This is a genomic window from Flavobacteriales bacterium (assembly GCA_016699575.1).
Lineage (GTDB): Bacteria > Bacteroidota > Bacteroidia > Flavobacteriales_F > PHOS-HE28 > PHOS-HE28.
The window spans coordinates 889,760-913,473 of sequence record CP064979.1 but is presented as its reverse complement, the minus strand read 5'-3'; the positions used below and the strand labels follow the sequence as shown (position 1 = coordinate 913,473).

At 60.3% G+C, this 23,714-nt stretch carries 18 protein-coding genes; 2 read left to right on the top strand and 16 right to left on the bottom strand.

All coding sequences use genetic code 11. The annotated features are described in order from the left end of the window. Positions 1-39 precede the first annotated feature (39 nt). Complete coding sequence (locus IPJ76_03845) at positions 40-1,116, bottom strand: class I fructose-bisphosphate aldolase (protein QQR87367.1); 1,077 nt, start codon at positions 1,114-1,116, stop codon at positions 40-42. A 159-nt stretch (positions 1,117-1,275) separates the two neighbouring features. Then, complete coding sequence (locus IPJ76_03840) at positions 1,276-3,873, bottom strand: BamA/TamA family outer membrane protein (protein QQR87366.1); 2,598 nt, start codon at positions 3,871-3,873, stop codon at positions 1,276-1,278. Between the two features lie 21 nt (positions 3,874-3,894). Between IPJ76_03840 and IPJ76_03835 the strand changes: the two genes are divergently transcribed. Next, positions 3,895-4,656 carry an RNA methyltransferase gene (locus tag IPJ76_03835; protein ID QQR87365.1) on the top strand — a complete coding sequence of 254 codons (762 nt, stop codon included), beginning with the start codon at positions 3,895-3,897 and terminating at the stop codon, positions 4,654-4,656. Between the two features lie 13 nt (positions 4,657-4,669). On the opposite strand, the gene IPJ76_03830 is transcribed toward IPJ76_03835, so the two are convergent. The 5 genes from IPJ76_03830 to IPJ76_03810 are packed head-to-tail and all read right to left on the bottom strand — an operon-like array spanning position 4,670 to position 9,956. Continuing rightward, on the bottom strand, positions 4,670-6,259 hold the full coding sequence (locus IPJ76_03830; GenBank protein QQR87364.1) for an FAD-binding protein: 1,590 nt from the start codon (positions 6,257-6,259) through the stop codon (positions 4,670-4,672). A 28-nt stretch (positions 6,260-6,287) separates the two neighbouring features. Beyond that, positions 6,288-7,019 (bottom strand): PorT family protein, encoded by a 732-nt coding sequence (locus IPJ76_03825; GenBank protein ID QQR87363.1) that lies wholly within the window; start codon positions 7,017-7,019, stop codon positions 6,288-6,290. A 41-nt stretch (positions 7,020-7,060) separates the two neighbouring features. After that, positions 7,061-7,780, bottom strand: a complete 720-nt coding sequence (gene ubiE, locus IPJ76_03820; GenBank protein QQR87362.1) for a bifunctional demethylmenaquinone methyltransferase/2-methoxy-6-polyprenyl-1,4-benzoquinol methylase UbiE — start codon at positions 7,778-7,780, stop codon at positions 7,061-7,063. Beyond that, positions 7,777-8,772, bottom strand: coding sequence for a D-glycero-beta-D-manno-heptose-7-phosphate kinase (locus IPJ76_03815; GenBank protein QQR87361.1), 996 nt, complete (start codon positions 8,770-8,772; stop codon positions 7,777-7,779). The genes ubiE and IPJ76_03815 overlap by 4 nt, the downstream gene beginning before the upstream one ends. Positions 8,773-8,777: 5 nt before the next feature. Next, a complete protein-coding gene (locus IPJ76_03810; GenBank protein QQR87360.1) occupies positions 8,778-9,956 on the bottom strand; it encodes a pyridoxal phosphate-dependent aminotransferase in 1,179 nt (392 codons plus the stop codon). Positions 9,957-10,081: 125 nt separating this feature from the next. Between IPJ76_03810 and IPJ76_03805 the strand changes: the two genes are divergently transcribed. Then, the gene (locus IPJ76_03805; GenBank protein ID QQR87359.1) at positions 10,082-10,618 is read left to right on the top strand and encodes a hypothetical protein; all 537 of its coding nucleotides are present in this window, start codon (positions 10,082-10,084) and stop codon (positions 10,616-10,618) included. Here the strand turns inward: IPJ76_03805 and meaB are convergent. From meaB to IPJ76_03760, 9 genes are all read right to left on the bottom strand, one after another. Continuing rightward, entirely contained in the window at positions 10,581-11,588 is a 1,008-nt protein-coding gene (gene meaB, locus IPJ76_03800; GenBank protein ID QQR87358.1) for a methylmalonyl Co-A mutase-associated GTPase MeaB, read from the bottom strand. The two genes, IPJ76_03805 and meaB, sit on opposite strands and share 38 nt — an antisense overlap. Continuing rightward, positions 11,585-12,157 carry a hypothetical protein gene (locus IPJ76_03795; GenBank protein QQR87357.1) on the bottom strand — a complete coding sequence of 191 codons (573 nt, stop codon included), beginning with the start codon at positions 12,155-12,157 and terminating at the stop codon, positions 11,585-11,587. Before IPJ76_03795 ends, meaB begins: the two co-directional genes overlap by 4 nt. A 61-nt stretch (positions 12,158-12,218) precedes the next feature. Then, positions 12,219-14,129, bottom strand: coding sequence for a hypothetical protein (locus IPJ76_03790; GenBank protein QQR87356.1), 1,911 nt, complete (start codon positions 14,127-14,129; stop codon positions 12,219-12,221). Positions 14,130-14,141: 12 nt separating this feature from the next. After that, positions 14,142-16,100 (bottom strand): hypothetical protein, encoded by a 1,959-nt coding sequence (locus tag IPJ76_03785; protein QQR87355.1) that lies wholly within the window; start codon positions 16,098-16,100, stop codon positions 14,142-14,144. Positions 16,101-16,147: 47 nt separating this feature from the next. Then, entirely contained in the window at positions 16,148-18,091 is a 1,944-nt protein-coding gene (locus IPJ76_03780; protein ID QQR87354.1) for a hypothetical protein, read from the bottom strand. A 208-nt stretch (positions 18,092-18,299) separates the two neighbouring features. Next, the gene (locus tag IPJ76_03775) at positions 18,300-20,480 is read right to left on the bottom strand and encodes a T9SS type A sorting domain-containing protein (GenBank protein QQR87353.1); all 2,181 of its coding nucleotides are present in this window, start codon (positions 20,478-20,480) and stop codon (positions 18,300-18,302) included. Next, the gene (locus IPJ76_03770; GenBank protein ID QQR87352.1) at positions 20,477-20,923 is read right to left on the bottom strand and encodes a hypothetical protein; all 447 of its coding nucleotides are present in this window, start codon (positions 20,921-20,923) and stop codon (positions 20,477-20,479) included. The genes IPJ76_03775 and IPJ76_03770 overlap by 4 nt, the downstream gene beginning before the upstream one ends. A gap of 125 nt (positions 20,924-21,048) precedes the next feature. Continuing rightward, the gene (locus tag IPJ76_03765) at positions 21,049-23,304 is read right to left on the bottom strand and encodes a T9SS type A sorting domain-containing protein (GenBank protein ID QQR87351.1); all 2,256 of its coding nucleotides are present in this window, start codon (positions 23,302-23,304) and stop codon (positions 21,049-21,051) included. Between the two features lie 20 nt (positions 23,305-23,324). Beyond that, positions 23,325-23,654 carry a hypothetical protein gene (locus IPJ76_03760; protein ID QQR87350.1) on the bottom strand — a complete coding sequence of 110 codons (330 nt, stop codon included), beginning with the start codon at positions 23,652-23,654 and terminating at the stop codon, positions 23,325-23,327. Between the last annotated feature and the right edge of the window lie 60 nt (positions 23,655-23,714).

Sequence of the window (23,714 nt, the reverse complement as noted above, 5' to 3'; positions counted from 1 at the left end):
CGTTTTCAGCTTTCAGCTTTCATCTTTCTGATTTTCTGTTCAAGCGATGGTCACTTTCTTGTCCAGGTAAACGTCCTGGATGGCGTTCAAAAGCGCCACACCTTCGTTCATGGGGCGTTGGAAGGCTTTGCGACCGCTGATAAGGCCTTGGCCACCTGCGCGTTTGTTGATCACGGCCGTTTTTACAGCTTCGGCCATGTCGCTGGCACCGCTGCTGGCACCACCGCTGTTGATGAGGCCGATGCGGCCCATGTAGCAGTTGGCCACCTGGTAGCGGCACAGGTCGATGGGATTGTCCGTGGTGAGGTCGCTGTACACCTTCTTGTGCGTCTTGCCGTAACCGTTGAGCGCGTTGTAACCGCCGTTCACTTCGGGCAGTTTTTGCTTGATGATGTCGGCCTGGATGGTGACGCCCAAGTGGTTGGCTTGGCCTGTGAGATCGGCGGCTGTGTGGTAGTCCTTGCCGTCCACTTTGAAACCGGGGCTGCGCAGGTAGCACCACAGGATGGTGGCCATGCCCAGTTCGTGCGCTTGCTGGAAGGCGTTGGCGATCTCCGTGATCTGCCGTGTGCTGTTATCACTGCCGAAGTAGATGGTGGCACCCACGGCCGCAGCACCCATTTCCCATGCGCTCTTCACCGTGCCGAAAAGCACTTGGTCGAACTGGTTGGGGTAGGTCATCAGTTCGTTGTGGTTGATCTTCACCACGAAAGGGATCTTGTGCGCGTACTTGCGGCTTACGCTGGCGAGCACACCGTAAGTGCTGGCAACTGCGTTGCAACCGCCCTCGATGGCCAGTTCAACGATCTTGTCACCATCGAAGTAGATGGGATTGGGAGCGAAGCTGGCGCCACCGCTGTGCTCAATGCCCTGGTCCACCGGCAGGATGCTCATGTAGCCGGTGTTCGCGAGGCGGCCCGTACCGTAAAGAGCCTGCATGTTCCGCAGTACTTGGGGAGTGCGGTTGCTGGGGGCGAAACAGCGGTCCACGAAGTCCGGGCCGGGCAGGTTCAGTTGCTTCTTGTCGATGGCCTTGCAGGTGTGGTTCAGCAGCGCATCGGCTTCAGCGCCCAACAGCTCTTCCAGCTTTCCGGTCTTGAGGGTCTCCATGTGCATGTTTCAATTGCGGCGGCAAACTTAGTCGGATGGGCTGGGGAGGGACAAGCGGACGAGGGCAAGTGTCAAAGCCCAAGTTCCAATTCACAGGGTTCAAGTTTGCTGCAGTGAGGTGGTTCCCGCTTTGGATCTTGGCACTTGAAACTTGGACCTTGGCACTTAGAACGGATAGCCTATCCCCAAATTGAAGTTCACCTTGGGCTTGTAAGAGTAGGGCTCCGTGCCGCCAAGGGAATTCCGCCAAGCTTCGTATTCATCCTTCGGTTCAAAGATCCAACGTTCGCCTTTGGGCAGGCTGGGGTCTTTGGTCTGCAGGCCGAGATCGAAGCGGATGATGAAGAAATCGAAGTTGAGGCGCGCTCCGATGCCCGTTCCCACGGCCAGTTCGTTGAGCCATTGGTTGCTGATGGCAGCACCTGGTTTGTTCGGGTCTTCGTCCAGCAACCAGATATTGCCAAGGTCAGCGAACAGTGCACCTTCAAGGAAGTCGATGAGCTTGAACCGGTACTCGGCGTTGGCTTCGATCCTCACTTCTCCTACACGATCGAATGCATCGAGCGGCTGCCGGTAGCTGCCGGGCCCCAATGACCGCGCGCGCCACGCCCGCAATCCGTTGGCACCGCCCACGAAGAAGCTGCTTTCGAACGGAAGCACGCCCAAATTGCCGAACGGCCAGCCCACTCCACCGGCAATGCGGAAAGCCAGACTGCTCTTGTCGTGCAGGCGGTAGTGATAGCGGAAGTCCTCATCCCACTTCAAGAACTCGGCATAGCGGATGTCGAAGAGCGTGAAGAAGGAGTTGCCGGTGGTGTCCGTTGCCACGGGCGCTTGGACCAGTTCATCGATCGCGCGCAACGGGGTGCCTGCCCATTCGAAGTTGAACCGGTTGAAGAGCTGGCTGTTGTCCACGAGTCCGATGCGGCTGGTCCAAACGTTCGTGATGCGCAGCGGAAGCACCAAGTGGTCGGTGTAGCCATCCGTGAGGATGGGGTCGTTCGCTTGTTGCAGGTAATTCTGGAACGCAGGCGACCGGTAGGGGATGGTAACGAGGTTGACATCGATGAACGCCCCAACTTGGATGGTTGGGCGATCGAACCACTCCTGACCGAGCGACAACTTTGCAACGGCTCTCGTGTAGTCAGGCCGCCGTTGGTAGTTGTAGGCCACGGTGAACGATGTACGGGCGTTGGCACCTGGCCCGAAAACCCGCTGCAGCAAAAGGGGTCGGGGTAGTTTGTAGTTCACCTCAGGCCCGATCTCCACTGTGTTGAAGAGCACATCGCGGCCCACTGCGGTGCTCGTCTGGTCGGTGTTGGCCTCCTGCCCGGTAATGCTCTGCTGGGCTTCAAGGCCCAAGGTGAACGTGGCGGTCAACTGGCCCATGGTGCGGGCCACGTTGCGGTGTTTGTAGTTCAGGCTCAAGCTCGTGCCCAGGAAGCCGCCGCGGTTCGTTCCGGCGCCTTCGATCGAGAAGCCCTGCGTGCGCGTTGGCAACAAGGTCAGGCGTGCATCCACACGGTCGCGTGCACCGACGGACAGCGTGTCGTAACGGACATCAACACGGTCGAATACGCGCAGGCTGGTGAGCCGCCGGTAGGTGTTGTCCTCGTTGCTGCGCTTGAACCGTTCCTCCGGCCGCAGGAACAAGTGGCGCACTAGGGACTTCGGCCTTATTGGAGGCTTGCCACGATAGAGGAAGGTCCAGCCTTCGTAAAGCAGCGTGTCGGCAGGCGCCTTGTCAACGTAGGTCCAAACAGACGAACCGTCTTGTCCGGCTCCTGGTCTGCGTACACGTTGTCTTGCTGGGCCGCTCAGGTCCACGACGACGTCTTCAAGCCAGTACACGGTGCCCTGCGGCGTACCCGCAAGGTTGCGCCCGGTTTTCGTGTAAGGCCGTGCGGCGCGCAAGAGCAGGTCGGCCTGCAAAATGCCTACCGTGGTGTCGGCATCCACGGTGAGGAGATCACGCGTGAAGTACAGGTAGCCGAGTTCGTTCAACCAGTCCGTGACGCGCTTGCGTTCAGCATCCACCACGTCAGCATCCATGCGCATACCGGTGCGCAGCAGGCTTTCGCCCCATGTTTCGCGGATGTACTCCCTGATGCGGGGATCATCCACAGCGAAGTCCGTCTCGCAAACGGTGTACGGCCGCCCGGGCTCCACGGTGTACACCACCTTGGCCTTCCTGTGCCGGAACGGTTTCCCGTTCGGCTTGTGCAGGAGCGTTGTGTCCTTTACGGTGGCGTGGAAGTAACCCTCCTTCCGCATGTACAAGCGCATTTGTGCACTGCTGCGCGCGGTGAGGCTCGTGTCGAGGATGACCGGGGGCTCGCCAACGGTTTCACGCAACCATTCACGCCATGTCTTGCGATAAGGCTTGGCATTGCGCCCATCGGGCCCTTCACGTTTCCGCTGAGCATTGATGCTATCGATACGCGCGGTTTTCTCCTTGATGCCACGGTTCATCTTCACCGTGTCCACCATGTTGAAGACACCGAGGTGGAACCGCATGCCCAGGATCTTTTTGTTGGGCTTCTGCTTGATGATGCCCTTGAGTTCGTCCTTGTCCACATCGCCATGCGCCACAACAGTGTTCTTCGTGAGCAGGTGGCGGCCGGTGGGCACACGCTTGGCCGGATCGCAGGAGACCAAGAGCAGCAAGCCCAGGAACAGGGCTGGGAGAGGGACAAGGGCGCGGCGCGCTCGGCGCAACGTGCAGGCTACTTTCGGCCCGCCTGCCCGGCGTTCGTGGGGCACGGCCAAATATATCCGCGCTCCTTGACCACCCCGGCCGAACGCAAACAGCTGCGTGCCCTGCGCTCCAAGAAGGGGCGCGAAGAATTGGGCCTGTTCCTGGTGCAGGGTCATAAGATGGTTTCGGAGCTGCTGTCTTCACCGTTCAAGCCTCGGGCCGTTTTCGCAACGGCCGGTGCGGCCGGTGCCTTGGCCCCGCTGGCAAAACATGCCGGCGTAGGGTTCGAGGTACTGCCTGACCACGAACTGGAGAAGCTCGGCACCTTTGAGACAGGCAACGAGGTGGTGGCCGCGCTGCCCTTCTTGCCTGAGGCGTCCGACAAGGCGCCCGCGAACGAGGAACTCGTATTGGCCGTTGATCGCATTACCGACCCCGGGAACCTGGGCACCATCCTGCGCATTGCCGATCGCTTCGGGGTGAAGCGTGTGCTGTGCAGCAAGGGCACCGTGGAAGTCTTCAACCCGAAGTGCGTGCAGGCGAGCATGGGCAGTATCCTGCGCGTGCAGGTGCGCTACGATGAACTGGCCGTGTGCTTGCGTGCTTGGTCTTCAGCAGGCGCGCACATCTACCTCGCGGATGGCGATGGGGCCAATGTGTTCTCTGCTGATCTTCAACGTCCGGCCGTTCTTGTACTGGGTAGCGAATCACACGGCCTATCGCCTGAGGTGAAAGCGTGCGCTTCTGCGGTCGTTGCCATTCCGCAATTCGGCGGTGCGGAGTCCCTGAACGTAGCTACAGCCGCTGCAGCACTGTGCATGGAGTTCGCAAGGCGATCCATTGGCTGACAGCAAAGCTCCGTTAGTCGCTGACAGCCACAGCGCACAGGGCTTCCGCGACTTTCCATCCATCCATTGCCGCGCTGACGATGCCACCGGCGTAGCCAGCACCTTCGCCGCACGGGTAGAGGCCTTTGACTTCCACGTGTTGCAGGCTGGCGGGGTCGCGGGGTATACGCACGGGGGAACTCGTCCGGCTTTCCACGGCCACTACCACAGCCTCGTTGGTTCGATATCCGCGCATGGTGCCGCCCGACCGTTTCAATGCTTCGCGCAAGCGGAACGAAACGTCCTTGGGCAGCAGTTGGTCAATGCGAAAGGGCACAATGCCCGGTGGGTAGCTGCAATCCGGAAGGTCGGCGGATGCGCGCCCGCCGATGAAATCCTCCATGCGTTGCGCGGGGGCTTGTTGCGTTCGTCCTCCGGCGATCCATGCTGCGTGCTCCACATCGCGTTGGTATGCCATTCCCTGGAGCTCGGCAGGTATTCCTCCCCTCTTCTTTGGAGAGGGGCCGGGGGTGCGGTGATCGGCATTCGCCGGGTCCACCGTGGTCACCATACCACTGTTAGCGTATGGATTGTTGCGCTTGCTCGGGCTCCAGCCGTTGGTCACCACTTCGTCCTGGGCCGTGGCGCACGGCGCTATGATGCCGCCCGGGCACATGCAGAAGCTGTACACGCCCAGGTCGTTCACTTGTTGCACAAGGCTGTAGCTGGCGGGCGGCAGAAGAGGGTCGCGCACATCGCAGTGGTACTGGATGCGATCGATGATGTGCTGCGGGTGTTCGATGCGCACACCCATGGCGAACAGTTTCGCTTCGATGCGGATGCCTTTGCGTTGCAGCAGCGTGAAGATGTCGCGGGCACTATGGCCGGTTGCCAATACCACATGCTCAGCGAGCAATTCGGTGCCGTCCGAGCATTGCACTCCTCTGATCGCACCATCGCGCACGAGCAGGTCGGTGACGCGATGACCGAAACGCACCTCGCCGCCCGCCGCAAGGATGGACTCACGCATGGCGGTGATGATGCCCGGCAGCTTATTGGTGCCGATGTGAGGATGCGCGTCGACAAGGATATCCGGTGAGGCCCCGTACGAAACCAGGGTCCGCAGGATGCCAGCCACATCGCCACGTTTGCTGCTCCGGGTGTACAGCTTGCCATCACTGTACGTGCCCGCACCACCTTCGCCAAAGCAGTAATTGCTGTCGGGGTCCACAACGAACTCCTTGTTGATCGCGGCCAGATCACGTCGGCGCGCACGAACATCCTTGCCGCGTTCCACAATGATCGGGCGGCGGCCGAGCTGGATGGACCGTAGCGCGCAGAACAGTCCGGCCGGTCCACAACCGATGATGATGACCGGGGCTGCGCGCGACACGTCGGGAAGGTCCAGTGCCGGTATCTCGTCGTCGGTGTACGGTTCGTCGCCGACCTCAACGCGCAGCCGCAATCGCACCTGCCGGCCGCGGGCATCAATGCTGCGTTTCACGATCCGCGCGCACGGAACTTGGGCGAGTACAACACCTGCTGCGTCGGCAGCTGCTTCCCGCACTTGCTCCGGGTCGTTGGCGGCGGCGGGCGAAAGGGCAATATCAACGGTGCAACGCATCCGCCGCAAAGAACGCAGGAACAGGTCCTCAGCCCTCGAAGGTGAAGGTGAGCACCCACACCTTTGTGCGGATGCTCTCGATCGGCACACTGAAGCGTGTGCCGTCGTCGATAGCCAGGTTGGCCAGTCCGATGCTGTGTTTCAGCTCGATGCCGAACTTGAAGTAGGGGAGGAACATGTCGCACCCGGCTCCAACGTCAACGCTGTAATCATACTTCTCCAGCTTCACCACCACTTCGTCATCGATCTCATTGTTCACGTCCTTCTTGGTGGCCATGTCCATGCTGAACTTGCCACCGCCCAGCATGTACACCGCGAAGTTGTTGATGCGCGCACTGCGGAATTTGATGTGCAACGGGAACTCGAGGTAGGTGCTTTCCACGGCCTTGTCGAAGTCGGCCACGGTGCCATCGGCCCTGCGGAAACCGTAGCGGAGGATGCGGTCCTGGAAGCTGAGCGTGGGGAGGAAGCGCAGGCTGAAATAGTTGCCCATGTTCAAGGAACCCACGATGCCGAGGTTGAAGCCCGGTGCCCGCACATGGTCGAGGAACAATAGGCTGTCGTTCGTGAGCGCCCCTGGCTTCAGGCGCATGTAGAAGTCGCTGGTATTGTAGCTGAGCAGGAAGCCGAAGTGGAAGCGGTGCAGATCGAAGTTGGGCAGGTTCTGCGTGATGATGCGCTTTTGGGCGTATGTGCCGTGCAGCGAGAAGGCAAGGAGGCCCGCAAGGAGGAATTTCCGGAAAGCAGGGGACAAGCGCATCACGGTGGGGAAGTTAGGCCAGTAACGCACGGGGCCCGGGATCATTTCCTTCCTGAGTAAAGAGTCGCAATGCCTCCAGTGAAACGCCGCTGGGCAACCTCCCTGAACCCCGCGGCCCGCAGCACCGCCAGGAATGCGTCACCGTCCGGGAAAGCATCCACGCTCTTGGGCAGGTAGGTGTAGGCGGCGCTGTCCTTGCTCACCAACCGGCCGATGAGCGGCATGATGAAGTGGAAGTAGAACCGGAACAACGGGCTCATCAACCCCGAAGGTTTGGAGAATTCAAGTACGAAGATGCGTCCACCGGGGCGGAGCACGCGGCACATGTCCGCGAGGCCTTTGCGCAGGTCCTGGAAGTTGCGCGCTCCGAAGGCCACCGAAGCCGCGTCGAAGGTGTTGTCGGTGAAGGGAAGCGCTTCGCTGTCGGCCTGCTGCAGAACGATGCGTTCCTCCAGACCGGCGGACTTCACTTTTTTCTTGCCGACTTCGAGCATGCCCGCGCTGATGTCCGCGCCGACGATGGAACGGGCGGCGTTCCTGCGTGCGGCCATGATGGCCATGTCGGCAGTGCCCGTGGCCACGTCCAGCAGGCGCTCCACCGGCTCGGCGCCGATCGCCTTGATGGTCTTGCGTCGCCAAGACTGGTCCACGCCCATGGAGAGCACGCGGTTCAGCAGGTCGTACTTGGGTGAAATGGCATCGAACATGTGCTCCACCTGCTCGCGCTTGGTGGCGTCCGTGCCGTATGGCGTCACGCTCATGGTGCGGCCGCGAGGCGTTGCGCTTCGCGGAGCAGTTGATCCCTGTCGATGGGCACCACGCCCACATGCTCGCACACCAGCCCGCCGGCCAGGTTGCTCAGTTCAGCAAGATCGCGCAGGCCCGCACTTTGCGCCAGGCACAACGCCGCCACGGCGATCACGGTGTCACCTGCGCCGCTAACATCGCTGATCTCGCGCTTGTGCGCTGGCAGGGTATGTTCTTCACCACTGCCGTGCACATGAACGCCATGCTCACTGAGGGTGATCAACGAAACCGCATTGCCCAGTCGCGCTTCCAACTGGATCACCGCCGCCTTCACCGCTGCAAGGTCTCCGTTGCGCAGGTCGATCTTCAATCCTTCGCGCAGCTCCTTCAGGTTGGGTTTGAAGAGGTCCGCTCCTCGGTACTCGAAGAAGTTGCGCTTCTTCGGATCGACCGCTGTTGGCACACCATGCTCTTTCGCCAAGGCGATCAGCCCCCCAATGGTCGTTGGGGTCAGTGCGCCCTTGTCGTAGTCCTCGAACACCAGCACATCCGGGCGTTTTGCCGCGAACAGGCGGCGGGCTGCTTCCAAGAGCTGCTGTCCATGCGCATCGGCAAGCGGTGCGTCATCCTCTTCGTCGACACGCACGATGTGCTGATGACCACTGATCACGCGCGTCTTCACGGTAGTGCGCCGATCCTTCGTGGTCACCAATCCCTCGGAGGTGAGACCGGCATCGGTGAAGAGCCTCTTGAGCAGAGCGGCATTCTCGTCGTCGCCCACTGCGCTCAGGACAACAGGTGTAGCTCCAAGCGCACGCAGGTTCAAGGCCACGTTCGCCGCTCCGCCCAGTCTCGCGCTGCGCGAGCTGACGGCCACCACGGGCACGGGCGCCTCCGGGCTGATGCGGTCCACCTTGCCCCACAGGTAGGCGTCCACCATCACGTCGCCTACCACCATGGCGGTGAGCCCCTTCATGCCATCGATGAGCCGGGCAGCGTTCTGCATGCCTGTCAGTTCAATGCGGACACTGCCTTTGATATGCGCGCCATGGCTTCGGTCAGGTTAGCATCGCTGGTCGCGTAGCTGATGCGCACTGTGCCGGCCGCGCCGAAGCTGTCCCCTTCCACCAAGCTCACCCCAGCGGCATCCAGCAAATGAAGGCTGAGGTCTACGCTGTTCTTTATCGTCTTGCCGTTGATGCTGCTGCGCACATCAGGGAGCACATAGAAGGCACCTTGTGGCACGTTGCAACGCCAGCCTGGCACTTGATTCATGGCGGCCAGCACAAGATCGCGACGGCGGAGGAAGTCAGTGCGCATGCCGGCGAGCAAGGCCGGGTCGGCGTCCATGCATGCCAACGCCACGCGCTGCGCGATACTGTTCGCACCGCTGGTGAACTGGCCTTGCACGGTGTTGCATGCCTTGGCGATCCATTGCGGTGCACCGATGTATCCAACGCGCCAACCCGTGAGCGCAAATGCCTTGCTCAATCCGTTAACGGTGATGGTGCGTTCGTACATGCCCGGCAAGGCGGCGAAAGAGCGGTGCGTACCATCGAACACGATGTGCTCGTAGATCTCATCGCTGATCACGTACAGCTCTGGGTGCTTGGCCACCACCTCTGCCAAGGCCTGTAGTTCGGAAGCAGACAAAACACTACCACTGGGATTGCAGGGGCTACTGAACATGAGCAGGCGTGTTCGCGGTGTGATCGCAGCCGCGATCCGCTCGATGGGCGCTTTCCAATCTTCCTCCAAGGTGCTCTGCACGATCACCGGTTTGCCGCCCGCCAGCTTCACCTGCTCGGCATACGTTACCCAGAACGGGGCGGGGATGACCACCTCATCGCCCGGGCCCACCAAGCTCAGCACCACGTTCATGATGGCCTGCTTGGCGCCCGTGCTCACAACGATCTGGTCGGCGGCGTAGTCGAGCCCGTTGTCGCGCTTGAACTTCCGTGCGATCGCCTCACGCACGTCCTGGTAGCCGTTCACGGGCGGGTACTTGTGCCAGTTGCCTTTCAGGGCTTCCTCGGCTGCCTTCAGGGCGAAGGCAGGCGGGGCGTGGTCGGGTTCGCCCAAGCTGAGGTCGATGACATCCTTGCCTTGGGCGCGGAGCTCGCGGCAGCGGCGTGCCATGAGCAGGGTGGCCGGCTCGGCAATGCCTGTTACGGTCGGGGAGAGGTGCATTCCTTTCGCATGGGCCGTGCGGAAGGTCGGATCTTCGGCAACGGCGGCCAAAACTAACCAAGCCCTTCCCGCGTTCCGGGGCTGTAAGGATCGCGTACCGATATTCGTCAACAGCTTTTTGAACGATGGACGACAAGCTTTTCAATGTGCTGCTGGTGCTGTTGCCCAGTGTTGTGGTGTTCCTCACGGCGTTCTACCTCATCCGGCAGTTCCTTGGTGGGCGGGCCACGGAGGCCAATAACCTGAAACTGGCCGAGATCAAGAAGGAGGACCACAAGAACCTGCTTCCAGTGCGGCTTCAGGCCTATGAACGCCTCACGCTGTTCTTGGAGCGCATCAAGCCGGGGCCGCTTGTGCTGCGGGTGCACAAGAGCAATATGACGAGCCGTATGCTGCAGAGCGAGCTCACGGCCACCGTGCGGGAGGAGTTCGATCACAACATCACCCAGCAGATCTACGTGAGCGATCGCGCTTGGCAGAAGGTGCGGCAAGCCAAGGAGGAGACCATCCGCATCATCAATATCGCCTACCAGCAAACTGGCGAGGATGCGTCCGGTACCGAGCTGAGCCAGCACGTGTTCGAGACCGCATCCCGCTTGTCCCACACCCCGAGCGACGAGGCACTTATTGTTCTTCGCGAGGAGGTGCGCCGGATGTTCTGAACCGGTCCACCAAACATCGCGCTGCAGCTGCGGGGCTGGTCCTGCCGTAGGTCACATCCACCTCCAGTCCGGTCCGGACCGGGTCCATGGAAAGTTCCTTGCGGAATTGGTTGAGCAATTGCTCCTCGGCTGATGCCCAAACCCATTCGCGCAGTTGCTCCGATCGCCGTTGCTGCCAGAGCCCTGCCGCCAAGCGGTCCGCGTGCAGGACGTCGATATGTGCGATCAATTCGGAAAGACCCTTGCCCAGGAGAGCGCTGCACGTGAGGACCTTCGCGATCCGGCCATGAAAGCGCGGGTGAGTAAGATGCAAAGCCTGCTGCAGGTCGTTGCGCGCGCGTGTTAGCACGGCGAGGTCCACCTCATCGGATTTGTTCAGCACGATGATATCGGCCGCTTCCATGATCCCGCGCTTGATCCCTTGCAGCTCGTCCCCGGTGCCGGGCATCATAACAAGGACGTTAAGGTCGGTCAGGTGGTCCACCTCAAGTTCGTTCTGGCCCACACCAACCGTTTCCACAAGAACACGGTCGTAGCCGGCCGCTTCGCACAGCGCTATCGTTTCACGGGTGCGCCGACCGACACCTCCAAGATTGCCGCCCGTGGACGTTGGGCGCACGAAGGCCGCCTCGTGCACGGCCAGCCGCTCCATGCGGGTCTTATCGCCAAGGATGCTACCACCGCTGCGTGCGCTGCTCGGGTCAATGGCCAGCACGGCCACCCGATGGCCTTGGTTGATGAGCGCATGTCCGAGCGCGTCGATGAGGGTGCTTTTCCCCACACCCGGTATGCCGGTGATGCCGACGCGCAGCGATGGCACACCAACGGCCAGGGCAGCACTCACGAGTTCCGCAGCGCTCGCTTGTTGAGCATCGGCCTGGCTCTCCACCAAGGTGATGGCTTGCGCCAGGGCTGCACGGTCGCCAGCGGTAAGCCTCCGCAGCAATCCCTCCGTCGTGTTCGTGCTCATAAGCCCCCTTTGTAGTTGGCCACCCAACCGGGATCACGCAAGCTCCGCAACAACGCAAAGGCGGGTTCGCCGAAGCAAATATCACTTGGGTGGGTTATGCCGAACTCGCTCAGCAGCAACAGCTGGCGATCGCTGGGCCGCATGGGCATTTCACTCCAACCGGATGCATCCGGACGACCGATACCATCGTGGAGGGGCCACTCCTGGAAACGCAACTTCCACAGGTGCGACATCGGGTTGCAAGCATCGATCTGCTCCTGCACGGTGGTGACCTGAGCGGTATCGCACAGCACGATGCCGTGTTTCTTCCAAAGGTCTTCGTTGCCCGGGTTGGCCTTGCTCTGCACCATGCCTTTGGCCTGCAGGATGAATTGGTCCGAGGTGATGGCCTCCTTGTCCACCACCTTCTCCTCGTGCACTTTCACCAGGAAGCAGGTGTAGAGCTGGCTGTTCATACCGGTGCCCAGTCCGATGCCGAAGTGCCAGGTGGCCCCTGCTGGTGTTTGGGCCAAGCCCATCGCATGCACCATAAGTGCTGTGCACAAAGTGGCGAACCGAACGGACAGCATGGTGCCAAAATACGAGCGGCCCGGTGGGATACCGGGCCGCTCAGAGGTTAGGCTGTTACGATCACTTCTTCTTCAGCTCCGCCAAGCGCTTCTCGATCAAGTACTTCTGCAAGAGCTCCATGCGCTCGTTCAGTTCCTTGATGTGCAAGGCTTGTTCCTCCACGGTAACCCAGAGCTGGGTGTTGAGTTCATCCAAGCTGAAGCCGCCTTTCTGGTTCCAGGCATCCCGTCCTTCAATGGTGGGCAAGTGGCGGTTGGTTTTAACGAAGGCTTCCACTTCCTCGATGGAACGGTGGGCATAGCTGCGTGCACCTGCACCGTCCTGTGCGCGTACCTCGCCGTCGTAGTAGCTATCGAATACGTGGTCGCTCAAGAGCACGGTACCGCCCCAAACCTGGTTCTGCGCAAGCAGTGTGCCGGGACCTTTAAAGTTTGCTGCAGCGTAAGCAGGGGTACCGATCACCACACCGTTCCCACCCGTGTAGATGTAATCGCCCAACGTAGGTGTGCTTCCTACAGAGCCGACCTTCGTGTAGAACCGGATCTGCGGGTGTTTGTTCGCGTTCCCTTGTTGGCCGGTGAACTGGAAGGTACCGTCGCACGTTGACAGGTTCATACCGGCCGTGTGCTGGCAGCCTGGAGTATGACTGTACCCGGTGCAGGTAACACCAGCAACCGCCGGTGCTCCCGGTGGACATGAAGTGAAGTTGCACAATCCCCCGAAAAGTGCGCCGCACGCATCGCAATATGAGCCGAACAGGCCCGAGTAGGCCGTGGCGTCGAAGTAGATACCGGTGTTGCTCGTCCAGTTGTTGTTGTTGAAGCAGAACTCCACAACGACGTTACCAGTGCCGTTCCAGCCGAACGGTGTGGAGAACTGGTGAACGTTCCAACCGTTGACGGCCAAGTACGAAGGACTGGACCAACACAACTGCAACGGTCCTGCGGCGAACGTTGTCAACGTTGTCAACGTTGTGTTGGCCATCTTGATCTCTGCGCCGGCGCAAGCTTGGACACCGGCAGACCCCGTCCTGAAAGCCAAACCCTCAATGACCTCCGGCAAGGGGCAGATGCTGGTGGGCACAGCCGAGCCGTTCGGAATAACCGCCTGCAATTCCGTGGACCGGTAGAGGTACTGCACCTTGTGGTCCTCCCAGAACGTCGCATAGGGTGTTTCGATGGTGGCCGAACTGATACCAGCAGCGCCAGTGCCGATCGTTACGTAGTCTCCAACAAGGTTGGTGGAACTGAAATCCGGGTTCGGCGCGGCAACAATAGGGTAATTGCAGGCTGCGGTCACCACCTGATAGATCTGGTTCCGGCGCTCGCCGAACACGTTCTCCAATTGATACCAAGCATTCAACGGGGCACCCAAGTACCCTTGGTGCACGGTAGTGCCCGGGAACACCCCGGGCGTCCCACGTAGGTTGCCCGCCGTGGCACCAACGGCACCGCCGTTGAGCAGGATCGCACCGCTCACTTCCATCATCTCCGTGGTGGTGCCAGTGTTCACCCCAACACGCCCCGGCGTTACCCCTGCCGTGATGGTGACGCCTACGGGGGGCACAGCGATAGCGCCATTGGTCCTCATGCGGAAGTTCGTATTGTCGAACGTGCCCACGTAGTCCGTCCCGGGAAGAGTGCCGGTGTTGCCGAACAAGCCCCACGCATCACCAGCGGTGAAGGGCAGCCAAACGGCGCCATCCCAGTACCAGAAGCCCGCAGGCGCGTTGGTCTGGTAGACCAATAGTCCTTCGGCAGTGGCGTTGGGCGCAATGGCGATTCGCTGAGCGTCGGTCATGCGCGGAATGAGCATGCCCAACTTGGTGGCCAAGCTGGCGACGTTCACATCCAGCATGGCGTCAACCGCAGGTGCTGCCGCATTCCGGCTGATGCCCACCTGGGCAACCGCAGGAAGCACGGCCAGCAGACCTGTGGCGAGGAGCGAAAGACGTGTAGAAGTGGTCTTCATAGGATGTGCGTCTTAGCGGGTGGTGGTGCTGATGCGTTGCTTGCAACCGTCGAGGAGCACGGCCTTCTCGGCCTCTGTGAGCGTGCCCATGGAAGCCACCGCTTGTTTGGCTGCTTCGAATTGCGTTGGACTGATGGGGCCTGTGCCGGAAAGCACGGCCAACCCCTCGGTCCGTTCCTGCAGGTCGATGAGGTACAAGGCTTGTGTTTCGGTGGTGGCCCACAACTGGTTGGTCACGTCGCCCAAGGCAAAGCCGCCACTTTTCTCCCAATCCGCCCGGCCTTTCATGGTGGGCAGGTGACGCTTCGTCCGTGTATGCGCGGTCATTTCACCGATGCTGAGGTTGCGGCCAGTGCCGTGCTCAGCGGCATCGGAAGACATCACACGACCATCAAAATGGCGGTCGAACACATGGTCGGTCAGGCGTACGGCATCGTCATAAATGCCTTGTTGGGCCGCAATGGTGCCGGGTCCTTTGAAGGAGTAGTAGGGCGCGGATTGAGCGCTCCAATTGAGCACAGTCGGCAACACCCAAGGGAGATTGCCTTCAACCAAAAGTGCCCCATGATAGTTCACAAAGTCGCCGCTGGATGTGGTACCAGGTGGGGCGGTGCTAACGCCGTTGGCGTTGGTATTGAATTGGACCACCGGTCGAATGACCGATACGCCATTGTTCGTACACAATCCGGGCACATTCCCACAAGCACCCGTACCGTTGCATGTCCCGCCGGCGGCTCCATGATTATAAGCAGTGGAGTTGAAGCCGGTGTTGGTGGTCACTTGCACTTGCGCATTCGCGATGGCAGAAATGCCGCCAGCAAATGAAACCTCGATAACGATCCCCCGGATTCCGTCCCAAACGAAAGGAGTTGGGAAGGTGTACGTCTTCCAGCCAACACCGGCACTCGGTTGTAAACCGACAGTCGCAACACAACGGCCAGCTGGATCTACGGTGTTATCCATCGCGCCGGTAAGCGCGTTCAAACTGCTGTGCTTGATGGCGACGCTCCCGGCCCACGCCTTTTGACCAGGATTAACGATAACGTTGAAACCAATGCTCGCGACCTGGGCACCAGCGCATAGACCTTGGGTTGCGGCTGGATTGTTGAACAACTGGTTGAGTTCAACATCCAATTCACTCGGTCTGAACAGGTACTGATGGCGCACGCGATGCGTTGTGGCGGAGTTGTTCGCGAACGGGGTAATGTTCGATGTGGCATCAACTCCGTTGGCCGTGCCCAAAGCCACGCTAGCCGGTGCTGGATTGCACGCCACGGGTGACCCTGAGGCTGCATAGCTCATCCCCTTCACCTCGGTGTAATCGTTCTCCAGTTTGCGCCAACCGGTGAAACCAACGTTGGTGCCGTTCAGATTACCCTCGTGGTAGGTCTGGCTGTAGGCCGTGAACGGTGCAATGGGGGTAACGGCGCTGTAGGTCGTGTAACGGATGGTACCTGCCACGGGAACAGCAGAGGCCTGGGTACCCGAAAGCATGATAGCACCGTTCACGTCCAGTTCCTCCACCGGAGTGGTGGTGCCCACGCCGAATTCACCCGTGGTAAGCAAGCGTGCCCGCTCGATGTTGTTGGTGCGGAACACCAGCGGTTGTGCATCGGCAGTGCCCAGGTAGTTCTGTCCAACACCGGTGCCCGGTACGGTGGTGGCGTTGCCGCTAAGGGTCCAAGGAGAACCCGGATTGATGCGGGTCCATACGCCGGCCTCGTAGTACCAGAAGCCTTCTTCGGCATCGGGTGCGGTCACGTACACGGTAAGGCCTTGCGCCGGTGCGGCAATGGCGTTGCGCTGCACATCGGTCATGCGCGGTATCAACACGCCTTTCCCGGTGCTCTGCACATCAAGTATGGCGTAGGTGTTGGGTGCAGCACCGTTGTTGTTGATGGCCACGTTGTTGGTCTGGGCCAGCAACGTTGATCCCGCCAAAACACCGGAGATGAGCGTCAGCTTGCGCATGCGGGTCATCGATAGAGCGTTGTTCATGTGCTGTGGAGGTGTTTGGATCAGTTGTGCTGGTTCCGTTGGGCGCCGCGCAACCCGGCAATGATCCGTGCTTTCTCTTCGGAGGTCAATCGCGGGCTGTCCTGCACCATGGCGATCCTGTCGGCGAGCTCGGTGGTGCTCAATTTTTCGCCGAACGCTGCGGTCTCGAGGTCTTTCAAGCCGTTGTTCAGTTCAATGATGTACAGGGCTTGTTCCTCCACCGCCTCCCAGAGGCCCGTGGATAGTTCACCCAAACTGCTCGGCCCCCGCGATTCCCACTGGTGCCTGCTGGGCATACTGGGCAAATGCCGTTCGGCCGCCAGGTAGCCTTCCAGCTCATCCAAGGGCGTCAGTGAACCGGCCAGATGGCCTTCGCCCGTTTTGGCGGCACCATCAAAGTAACGGTCGAAAATGTGGTCGCTCAATTGCACGTTACCGTCATAGCAGGCCACTTCGGCACGCACCACCCCCGGCCCTTGGAAGACGCCAGGCGTGCTGGCCCAAGCGGCTGAGCCGACCAGCAAACCACCGCTGTACTGCACATAATCGCCCTGCAGCACTGTGGGCACCGGCACCTGGGCCTGCCCCGTGAACCGGGTAACAGGACGTTCGCCATGTGAGCCGGTTTGAGCGGCAGGCACCACTGTAAAACCAGCCGCGGCCGAGGTGTGGATGGTGTTACCCGGAACCGGCGTGCCGAACCAGCCCCAACGGGAACAGTTGGCGAAGCCGGTGTTCACCTGGACCGCAGGGCTGATACCCACCTGCGGTGCGCGGGTGTAGCTCAGATCGATCATCAGGTCGCCGCCCGTCCAGTTGAACGGTGTGGTCAGCGGTACGGGCAGAAGACCACTGGCCACAAGAATGGTCTGACCGCCTACACCGTTCAAGGATGCGGATTGGCTGAGGGTAAGGTCGTATCCGGCCGCGAGGTTCACCGGACCCACAACGTTCCTCATTCGAATTTCCAAGCCAATGCTGGCGGAGGAGACCGGAGGGCCCGGGAAGTTGTTGTCGTCCTGCACCGGGCGGAAAGCCAACTCGGTGATGAAGCCAGGGCACAAGCCCATGGCAGTGAGTTCGACAGCCGTGAAGATGTACTGGAACTTGGAGCCACGACCTACGCTGGTCGGGAAGGGGGTGTCATTGAAGTTCGGTCCGCCCGCGTTGCTGATACCACCGTTGTTCGGGGTTTCCGCAGAACCGCTGCCGCATTGCAATACACTGCCGGGATAGTTTCCGTCGTTCACCTCCAGGAAGGCATTTTCAAGCCTTTCCATGGTGTTGACGGCAGGTAGCACGCCATACGTATAGGAAGCGCCTCCCTCGTGGTAAGGGATCACCGGGTTCATGGCCGGGAACGGCGCTGGCAGGGTGGGAGCGGGATTGTAACGGATGACACCTGGGGTGGTGGTGAGACTGCCGGGCGCAGCGCCGGTGCCCAAGTGGATACCGCCGGTCACGGATAGTGCTTCGACGGGTGCGGGGTTGTTGATGCCCAGGAACGAGGCGGGTGTAGGCGCCGTGTTGTGGAACAACCGCATACGCTCCACATCGTTGGTGGCGATCACCAGCGGCACGTTGTCCGTCGTGCCCAGGTAGTTCGTTACCGGGTTGGTGCCCGAATTACCGGCCAACAACCACCCCGATCCGCTGCTCATCCGGTACCAGCCGGCATCGGGAGCGCTGGCATCGTAGTACCAGAACCCGTTGGGAAGCGTATTGCCGGCATTGGGGATCTGGTACACCCACAAGCCATCGCTAGGGGCAACTATCGCCGTCCGCTGGGCTTGGGTCATGCGGGGTATGAGCAAGCCCCGGTTCGTGGACGAGATGTCCAACAAGGACGAAGCTGCGGCTACCGCGCCAGTGGTGTTAATGGCGGTGCTTTGGGCCATGGTGGCCGTTGCCAGCAATGCGGCGGGGACCATCGTCCACAGCGCGCGAGCGGAGAGTTGCTTCATGTTACGGGGCAAACGTTATGTGGGCCATCGGGATCAATGGACTGAACGGCAAGCGCCAAATGTAGCCGACCCGCCAAGGCATTCGCAAGGTGGTCGGGACGCAAGTCATGAACAGGTTGGAAGGGAAAGCCAAGGGACATTGCGCATGAATGACGACCTGTGGTTGCGCAGGTTGCCCGCAGGTTTTCAACCGCGCCCCGGGGGATGGTCAGTATTTAGCGAAGCTACCGGTCGTGACCACCGAGCCGTCCGGGGCCACGATCCGCACCAGATAAGGCCCGGCATCCAACGGCTGAACGTTCATGACCATGGTCTGTTGCCCTCGATGGGCGCTGAACCGTTGGTCCAAATGTGCTCGGCCCAAGAGGTCGATGAACTGCACCCGGTAAAGCCCCTCGCTGGCCACGGCGAGGTCAAGGCGGACCTCCGAGGAGGAAGGATTGGGGTACGGAGCACCTGCCAGGACCAGGCTGCCCATGAGAACCGTCGCCCGATCGGAGTACGCTGATCGGCCGTCCGTGTCAACTTGCCTGAGGCGGTATTGCAGCAGTCCAGTGGGTGGGTTCCGGTCAACGAAGACGTAGTGGTGATCCACGAGACTGTTGCCGGCAGCCTGCACATGGCCCACCGTAGTGAAGAACTCGCCATCCGTGCTACGTTCCACCAGGAAGTGGTCGCTATTGAGCTCAGTAGCCGTTCCCCAGGTAAGATCAACTGCCGCCGCTGCGGCTTTCGCCTCGAAGTAGACGAGTTCAACCGGCAGGACCGTACAATCCAAACTGGCACCATTGGTCAGGTTCCAGTTCAGGTTGAAGGCCAGACCGCTCTGGCTGAAATTCGAAACGTACAGGATATACACTTGGCCAGCCACCACGGCCAGGTCGTTCACCCATTTGTCCCCACCTGCCCCTTCCGTATTGTCGACCGCCGTGTAGTTGAGACCGGTATCACCAGCAGGGGCCGCATAAGAACAACGGAGCGGTGCACCGGGTGGAGGGCAAATGGGATTCCCCGGTGGGAAGGGCCCCCAGATGGCGAAGTCGTAATCGTCCGTTGGATCGGTCGGGGAAATGGTGAACGCGACGTTTCCACTGGTGCTTGGACTGAAGTAATACCACGTCCCTTGGCGCTCTGCACTTGCCAGGCAGCCCTGGTTGGCGGCATCCAGATCGAATGCGCAACCTGTGCTCTGCGTATTGTTGTTGAACGCCTGGTTATTGCAAATGGTGATCGCACCGGCACAGTCTTCCGGAGGGGAGGGGGCAGGCTGGCAATCGACGGTTTGCGTGAACACGATCCCGGTCGAGGGCGTAGGTCCGTCGCTCCAGATGCATCCGGGCCCGATGGAATAACTGATCTCGCCGGGGAAGAAGCTGTTCTCGGTGTACTGCACGATAACGATGTCGCCGATGTTCACCCCAATGAGAGCGATGCCGTTGGAGCCCCCGGGAAGCGTGTAGTTGGTGAAGGGGCCGCCATTGATGCTGATGCCCACGGTGCTACCGTCCCATCCGTCACCGAAACTGTCGAACATGCTCAACTGGTAGATGCAATCACCTGCGGGAAGTGCAACCGTGGTGAGGCATATGCTGAAGGTGCCGGTGGTGCCACTGAAACCGAAGATCCTGATGAAGTAGGTATTGCCCGGTGTGAGCCCCGTAAGTGACAGATAGGGCATGGTGCCGGGTCCTGAGTCGTCATCGCAGCCGACTTCAACCAGAGCGGTTGAGCAATTGGTGGCGGAATACACGGCCATGACGGCGTCGAGCAATGTGCCGGCGGCGGTCTGGAAATTCACAATACCGGATGGAGGCGCAACGAAGCTGAACCAAACGTCACCACCCGTGATCAAACCGCAGCTCGGTGTTGGTGGGTTGATGGTAATGGTGGAACCGACGTTCGAGAAATTCTGCGCAACGCAGGAAGTGTTCACCGGGAGACTGACGGAGGTGCACGGCTCGTTGTTCGTGACCGGTGGCGGCGGCGCCGAGCATGCGATGCCGATGGGTACACAATTCGCGCTGGTTGTACAGTTCCACTGGTCCACCAGCACCCGCAATTGCCCGGTGAAGGTGGCGGTCCAGGTAACCTGCGACCCGGGTGCGCAGAAATCGTCGTTGTAGCCCAGGCTAGCTCCGCCGCCGTTGTTGTAGAGCGTTATCTGTGTATCCCAGGCCGCGGCGCACGTGTTGAAGGTGTACACGTTGCCGGCCACCACGTTCACCAGGATGTACTGGCCCGCCGGCACACATCCGCTCGTCGTTGATCCGGGGCAAGGTGGGGTGATGGCCACACCGAACAAGGTGTTGTTATCAGGGCACTGGGCGTGCACCGTTGGTCCGGTCAAAACGACGACCAATGCGACCAGTGCAATACCACGCTTCATCATTGCCCAAAGAACTCTTCGTACTGGTGCGGATACGTTTCAGCCCACGCCGCTTTGGCGGCGGCATAGTTCTGCGCATCAAGATCGGGGTTGCCCGTATCCACGAACACGGGGGCCTTAGTGCTGTCTGGCGCGCGGTTCGCTGTTGTTCCCGGAGCACTTTGGAACACCTCCAGGTCAAGGCCGACCAATTGGAAGATGGACGCCACAGCGCCCTGCGCCAGATCTGTTGAATGCAGCACTTTCACATGGTGCCTGTTCGTGTGGACGGACAGCAGGCCCAATGGATCCGTGCTGTTCAGCAGCATTTGCAATTGCTTTTCCTGGCCCTGGCTGATGGTGGTGGTGCAGCGCCCGAAAAGCACGGTCTTCTTCGGGCCCTGCGCCAAGAGCAACGCTGGTGCAAAGGCCAACAGGCCCAAGACGATCAGTGATGGGAATCTCATGGATATCAGCGACGGCAATATAACCAACGAACGATGCCATGGTCGATCGGTTGCCTGTTGGGCGGCAGGGCCTTGAAAGCCGAAAAGCCCCGTATGGGGGCTCTTCGGGGAATGGGGTGAATGGATCAACGGAGCATGAACCGACCGCACCGTGTGGGGAGACCATCCTGTGTGATCACAGTGACCATGTACGTGCCCGGCTTCAGTCCTTGCAGGTCCGAGCTCAATGTATTGGTACCACTGGTTATGGCATGTGCGGAACGATGCACTGTACGGCCGGTTGCATCGCTTACTTCCAAGTGGGCCAGGCCGTCTTCATTGGCGTTCAGTGGCACGTTCACGGTACCGTCCGTTGGATTGGGGTAAGGTGTTCCGATCACTACTGCACTGCCGAAGTTCACCGTGGCAATGTCCGAATAGCTGAAACTACCATCGGTATCCACTTGTTTCAAACGGTAGTAGTTGGTGCCGGCGATCGGCCGGTCATCAACGAAGGCGTATTCCGTGGTGGTGAAGGATGTTCCTGCGCTGTTCACCGTACCGATGTCCGCGAAGTCCTCGCCGTTGGGCGAACGTTGCACCACAAAGTGCGAACTGCCGGCCTCCGACGCCGTGGCCCAATCCAATTCCACCGTACGCTCCTTTGCGCCGGCTTCGAAGGTCAGCAGTTCCACGGGAAGCACAGTGCAGTCGATGCTCGCACCACTGATCATGTTGAAGTCCAGATCGAACTGCAGGCCGCTCTGGCTCCAATTGCTGATGTAAAGTACGTACACCTCTCCCACGCTCACATCAATGGCTTGCACGTATTTGTCGCCGCTAGCATCTTCGCTGACATCGGTCGAGGAGACCAAGAGCCCGGTATCGCCGGAGTCGTCAGAGTAGGAGCACCTGTAAGGGGAGGTGGACGGAGGGCAGGCAACGGAGGTTTCGGGTCCCCACAAAGCGAAGTCGTAATCATCGCCCGAGTTGGACGGGACGATCGTGAACTCTATGGTGCCCGAGGCCGACACGGTGAAGTTGAACCATGTGCCTTGGCGCTCGTCATTGCTCAGGCACCCGCGCGTATGTAGGTTCAGGTCCGGTTTCAAGCCTGTGCTCGCTGGATTGGAACTGTTACCGCTGGCCGCGCAGATGGCCAGACTGCCGTAACAGTCCTCACGCGGTGGGTCTGGGGCCACGCAATCGTTGGGGTTCGCGTAGACCGTGCCCGAGGCCGGGGTTGGGCCGTCGGAGAACAGGACGCCTTGCCCGCTTTGGAGTATGTAGCTGATCTCGTTCTGCCAGCTCCCGGCCGGCGTGTACGTGAGCGTGATGATATCCCCGTTGTCCAAGGGGATGTACACCATTCCCTTGTTGCCGTCCGCCAAGGTGTAGTTGGTCGTAGCGCCACCGTTGATGCTCACCCCGACCGTGCTGCCGTCCCAACCGTCGCCGAAACTGTCGTTCATATGAAGCGCGTAGAAACAGTCGGCCGTTGTGGGTGGTGTCACCGCGCAGAGGTCGAACGTGCCCTGGCCGCCTCCGCTGCCCCACACGCGCAGGTAGTACGTATCTCCGGGAACGAGATCATAGAGGTACAGGAACGGGGCATTACCGATGCCGTCGTTGTCGTCGCATTCGATCAAGGAAAAGGTGCTGCCGCAAGCCGTGGCGGTATACAGTGCCATGGCAGGATTTCCCATTGTGCCCGAGGTCACTTGGAAGTGCACGGTTTTGGTGCTGGGGGCAACGAAGGAGAACCAAACATCGCGAACAGAACCGCTGTAGCCACCACAGCCCGGATCAGGCAAGGATGAGGTGAACGTCGCGTTCACGTTGGTATGGCTCGTTGAAGAGCATGTCGTTCCCAAGGTGAGCGCGGTGGCGCCGCACGGGTCGTCGTTGGCGGGCGGAACCACATTGTAAATACAGATGGAGCCGTCCATGGCGGAGTTCGTGAAATAGCGTTGCACCCGGAAATGGTAATTGGCCCCGACGGTCGTGGCAACGGTCACCGTTTCGTTGACCCCGTTGCCGCCATTGTCCGCGCATCCGATCACGGTGGGGGACCCGCAGGTGCCGCTGAGCACGTGCAGAACTGGATCATGGTTGTTCAGCGGATCGTACGTGATGGCAGTGAGCGTCGAGGTTGCCGTGAACCAGCCGAACGCGTCGTCGTTGGCCGAGGAGTTGCAACCACCGGGATTCGTGTTATTGACGTATGCCGTGGGCTTGTTGAAGGTCTGGAACGAGCATGAGCTGTTCACGGTGTATTGGTTCGCGACCGCGAAACCGCAACCATCGCTGCTGCTTTGCGCATGGGCGCCGATCGCGGATGCGAACGTCGAAAGCAGCACTAGTGATCGGACCGTACTTGTTATGATCGATGTGGATTTCATCGTCAGGGATTTTCGATTGATCATTCGTTCACCCAATTACCATCGCGGCGCTGCACCGGTTGCAGTTGCACTCCGATGAGCGAACACATGTTGCGCACCTCACCTATGTCCAGTTGAACGGTGGTCAACAGCTTCATCAACTGGGACGTTTCGTCCACCGACACCACCATTTCCGGGTCGAATCCCCGCAATAGTTCCGTCAGCTGTTTCTGCTTGGCGGGGCTATTGATCCCACTGCAGCGGAAGGCATGTCGGCGTTCACTGGTGTCCTGTGCGTTCACAGTGCCGGATACGATGAGGCCAAGGACAACCGTAATGGTGCCCAACAGGAGGTTTCTGAAGCGTTGCATAGCGTCCTTTTTTCGGTCCGTTCGCCGCGATGGGGGGATCGGACCGGGCGCTTCAACGGC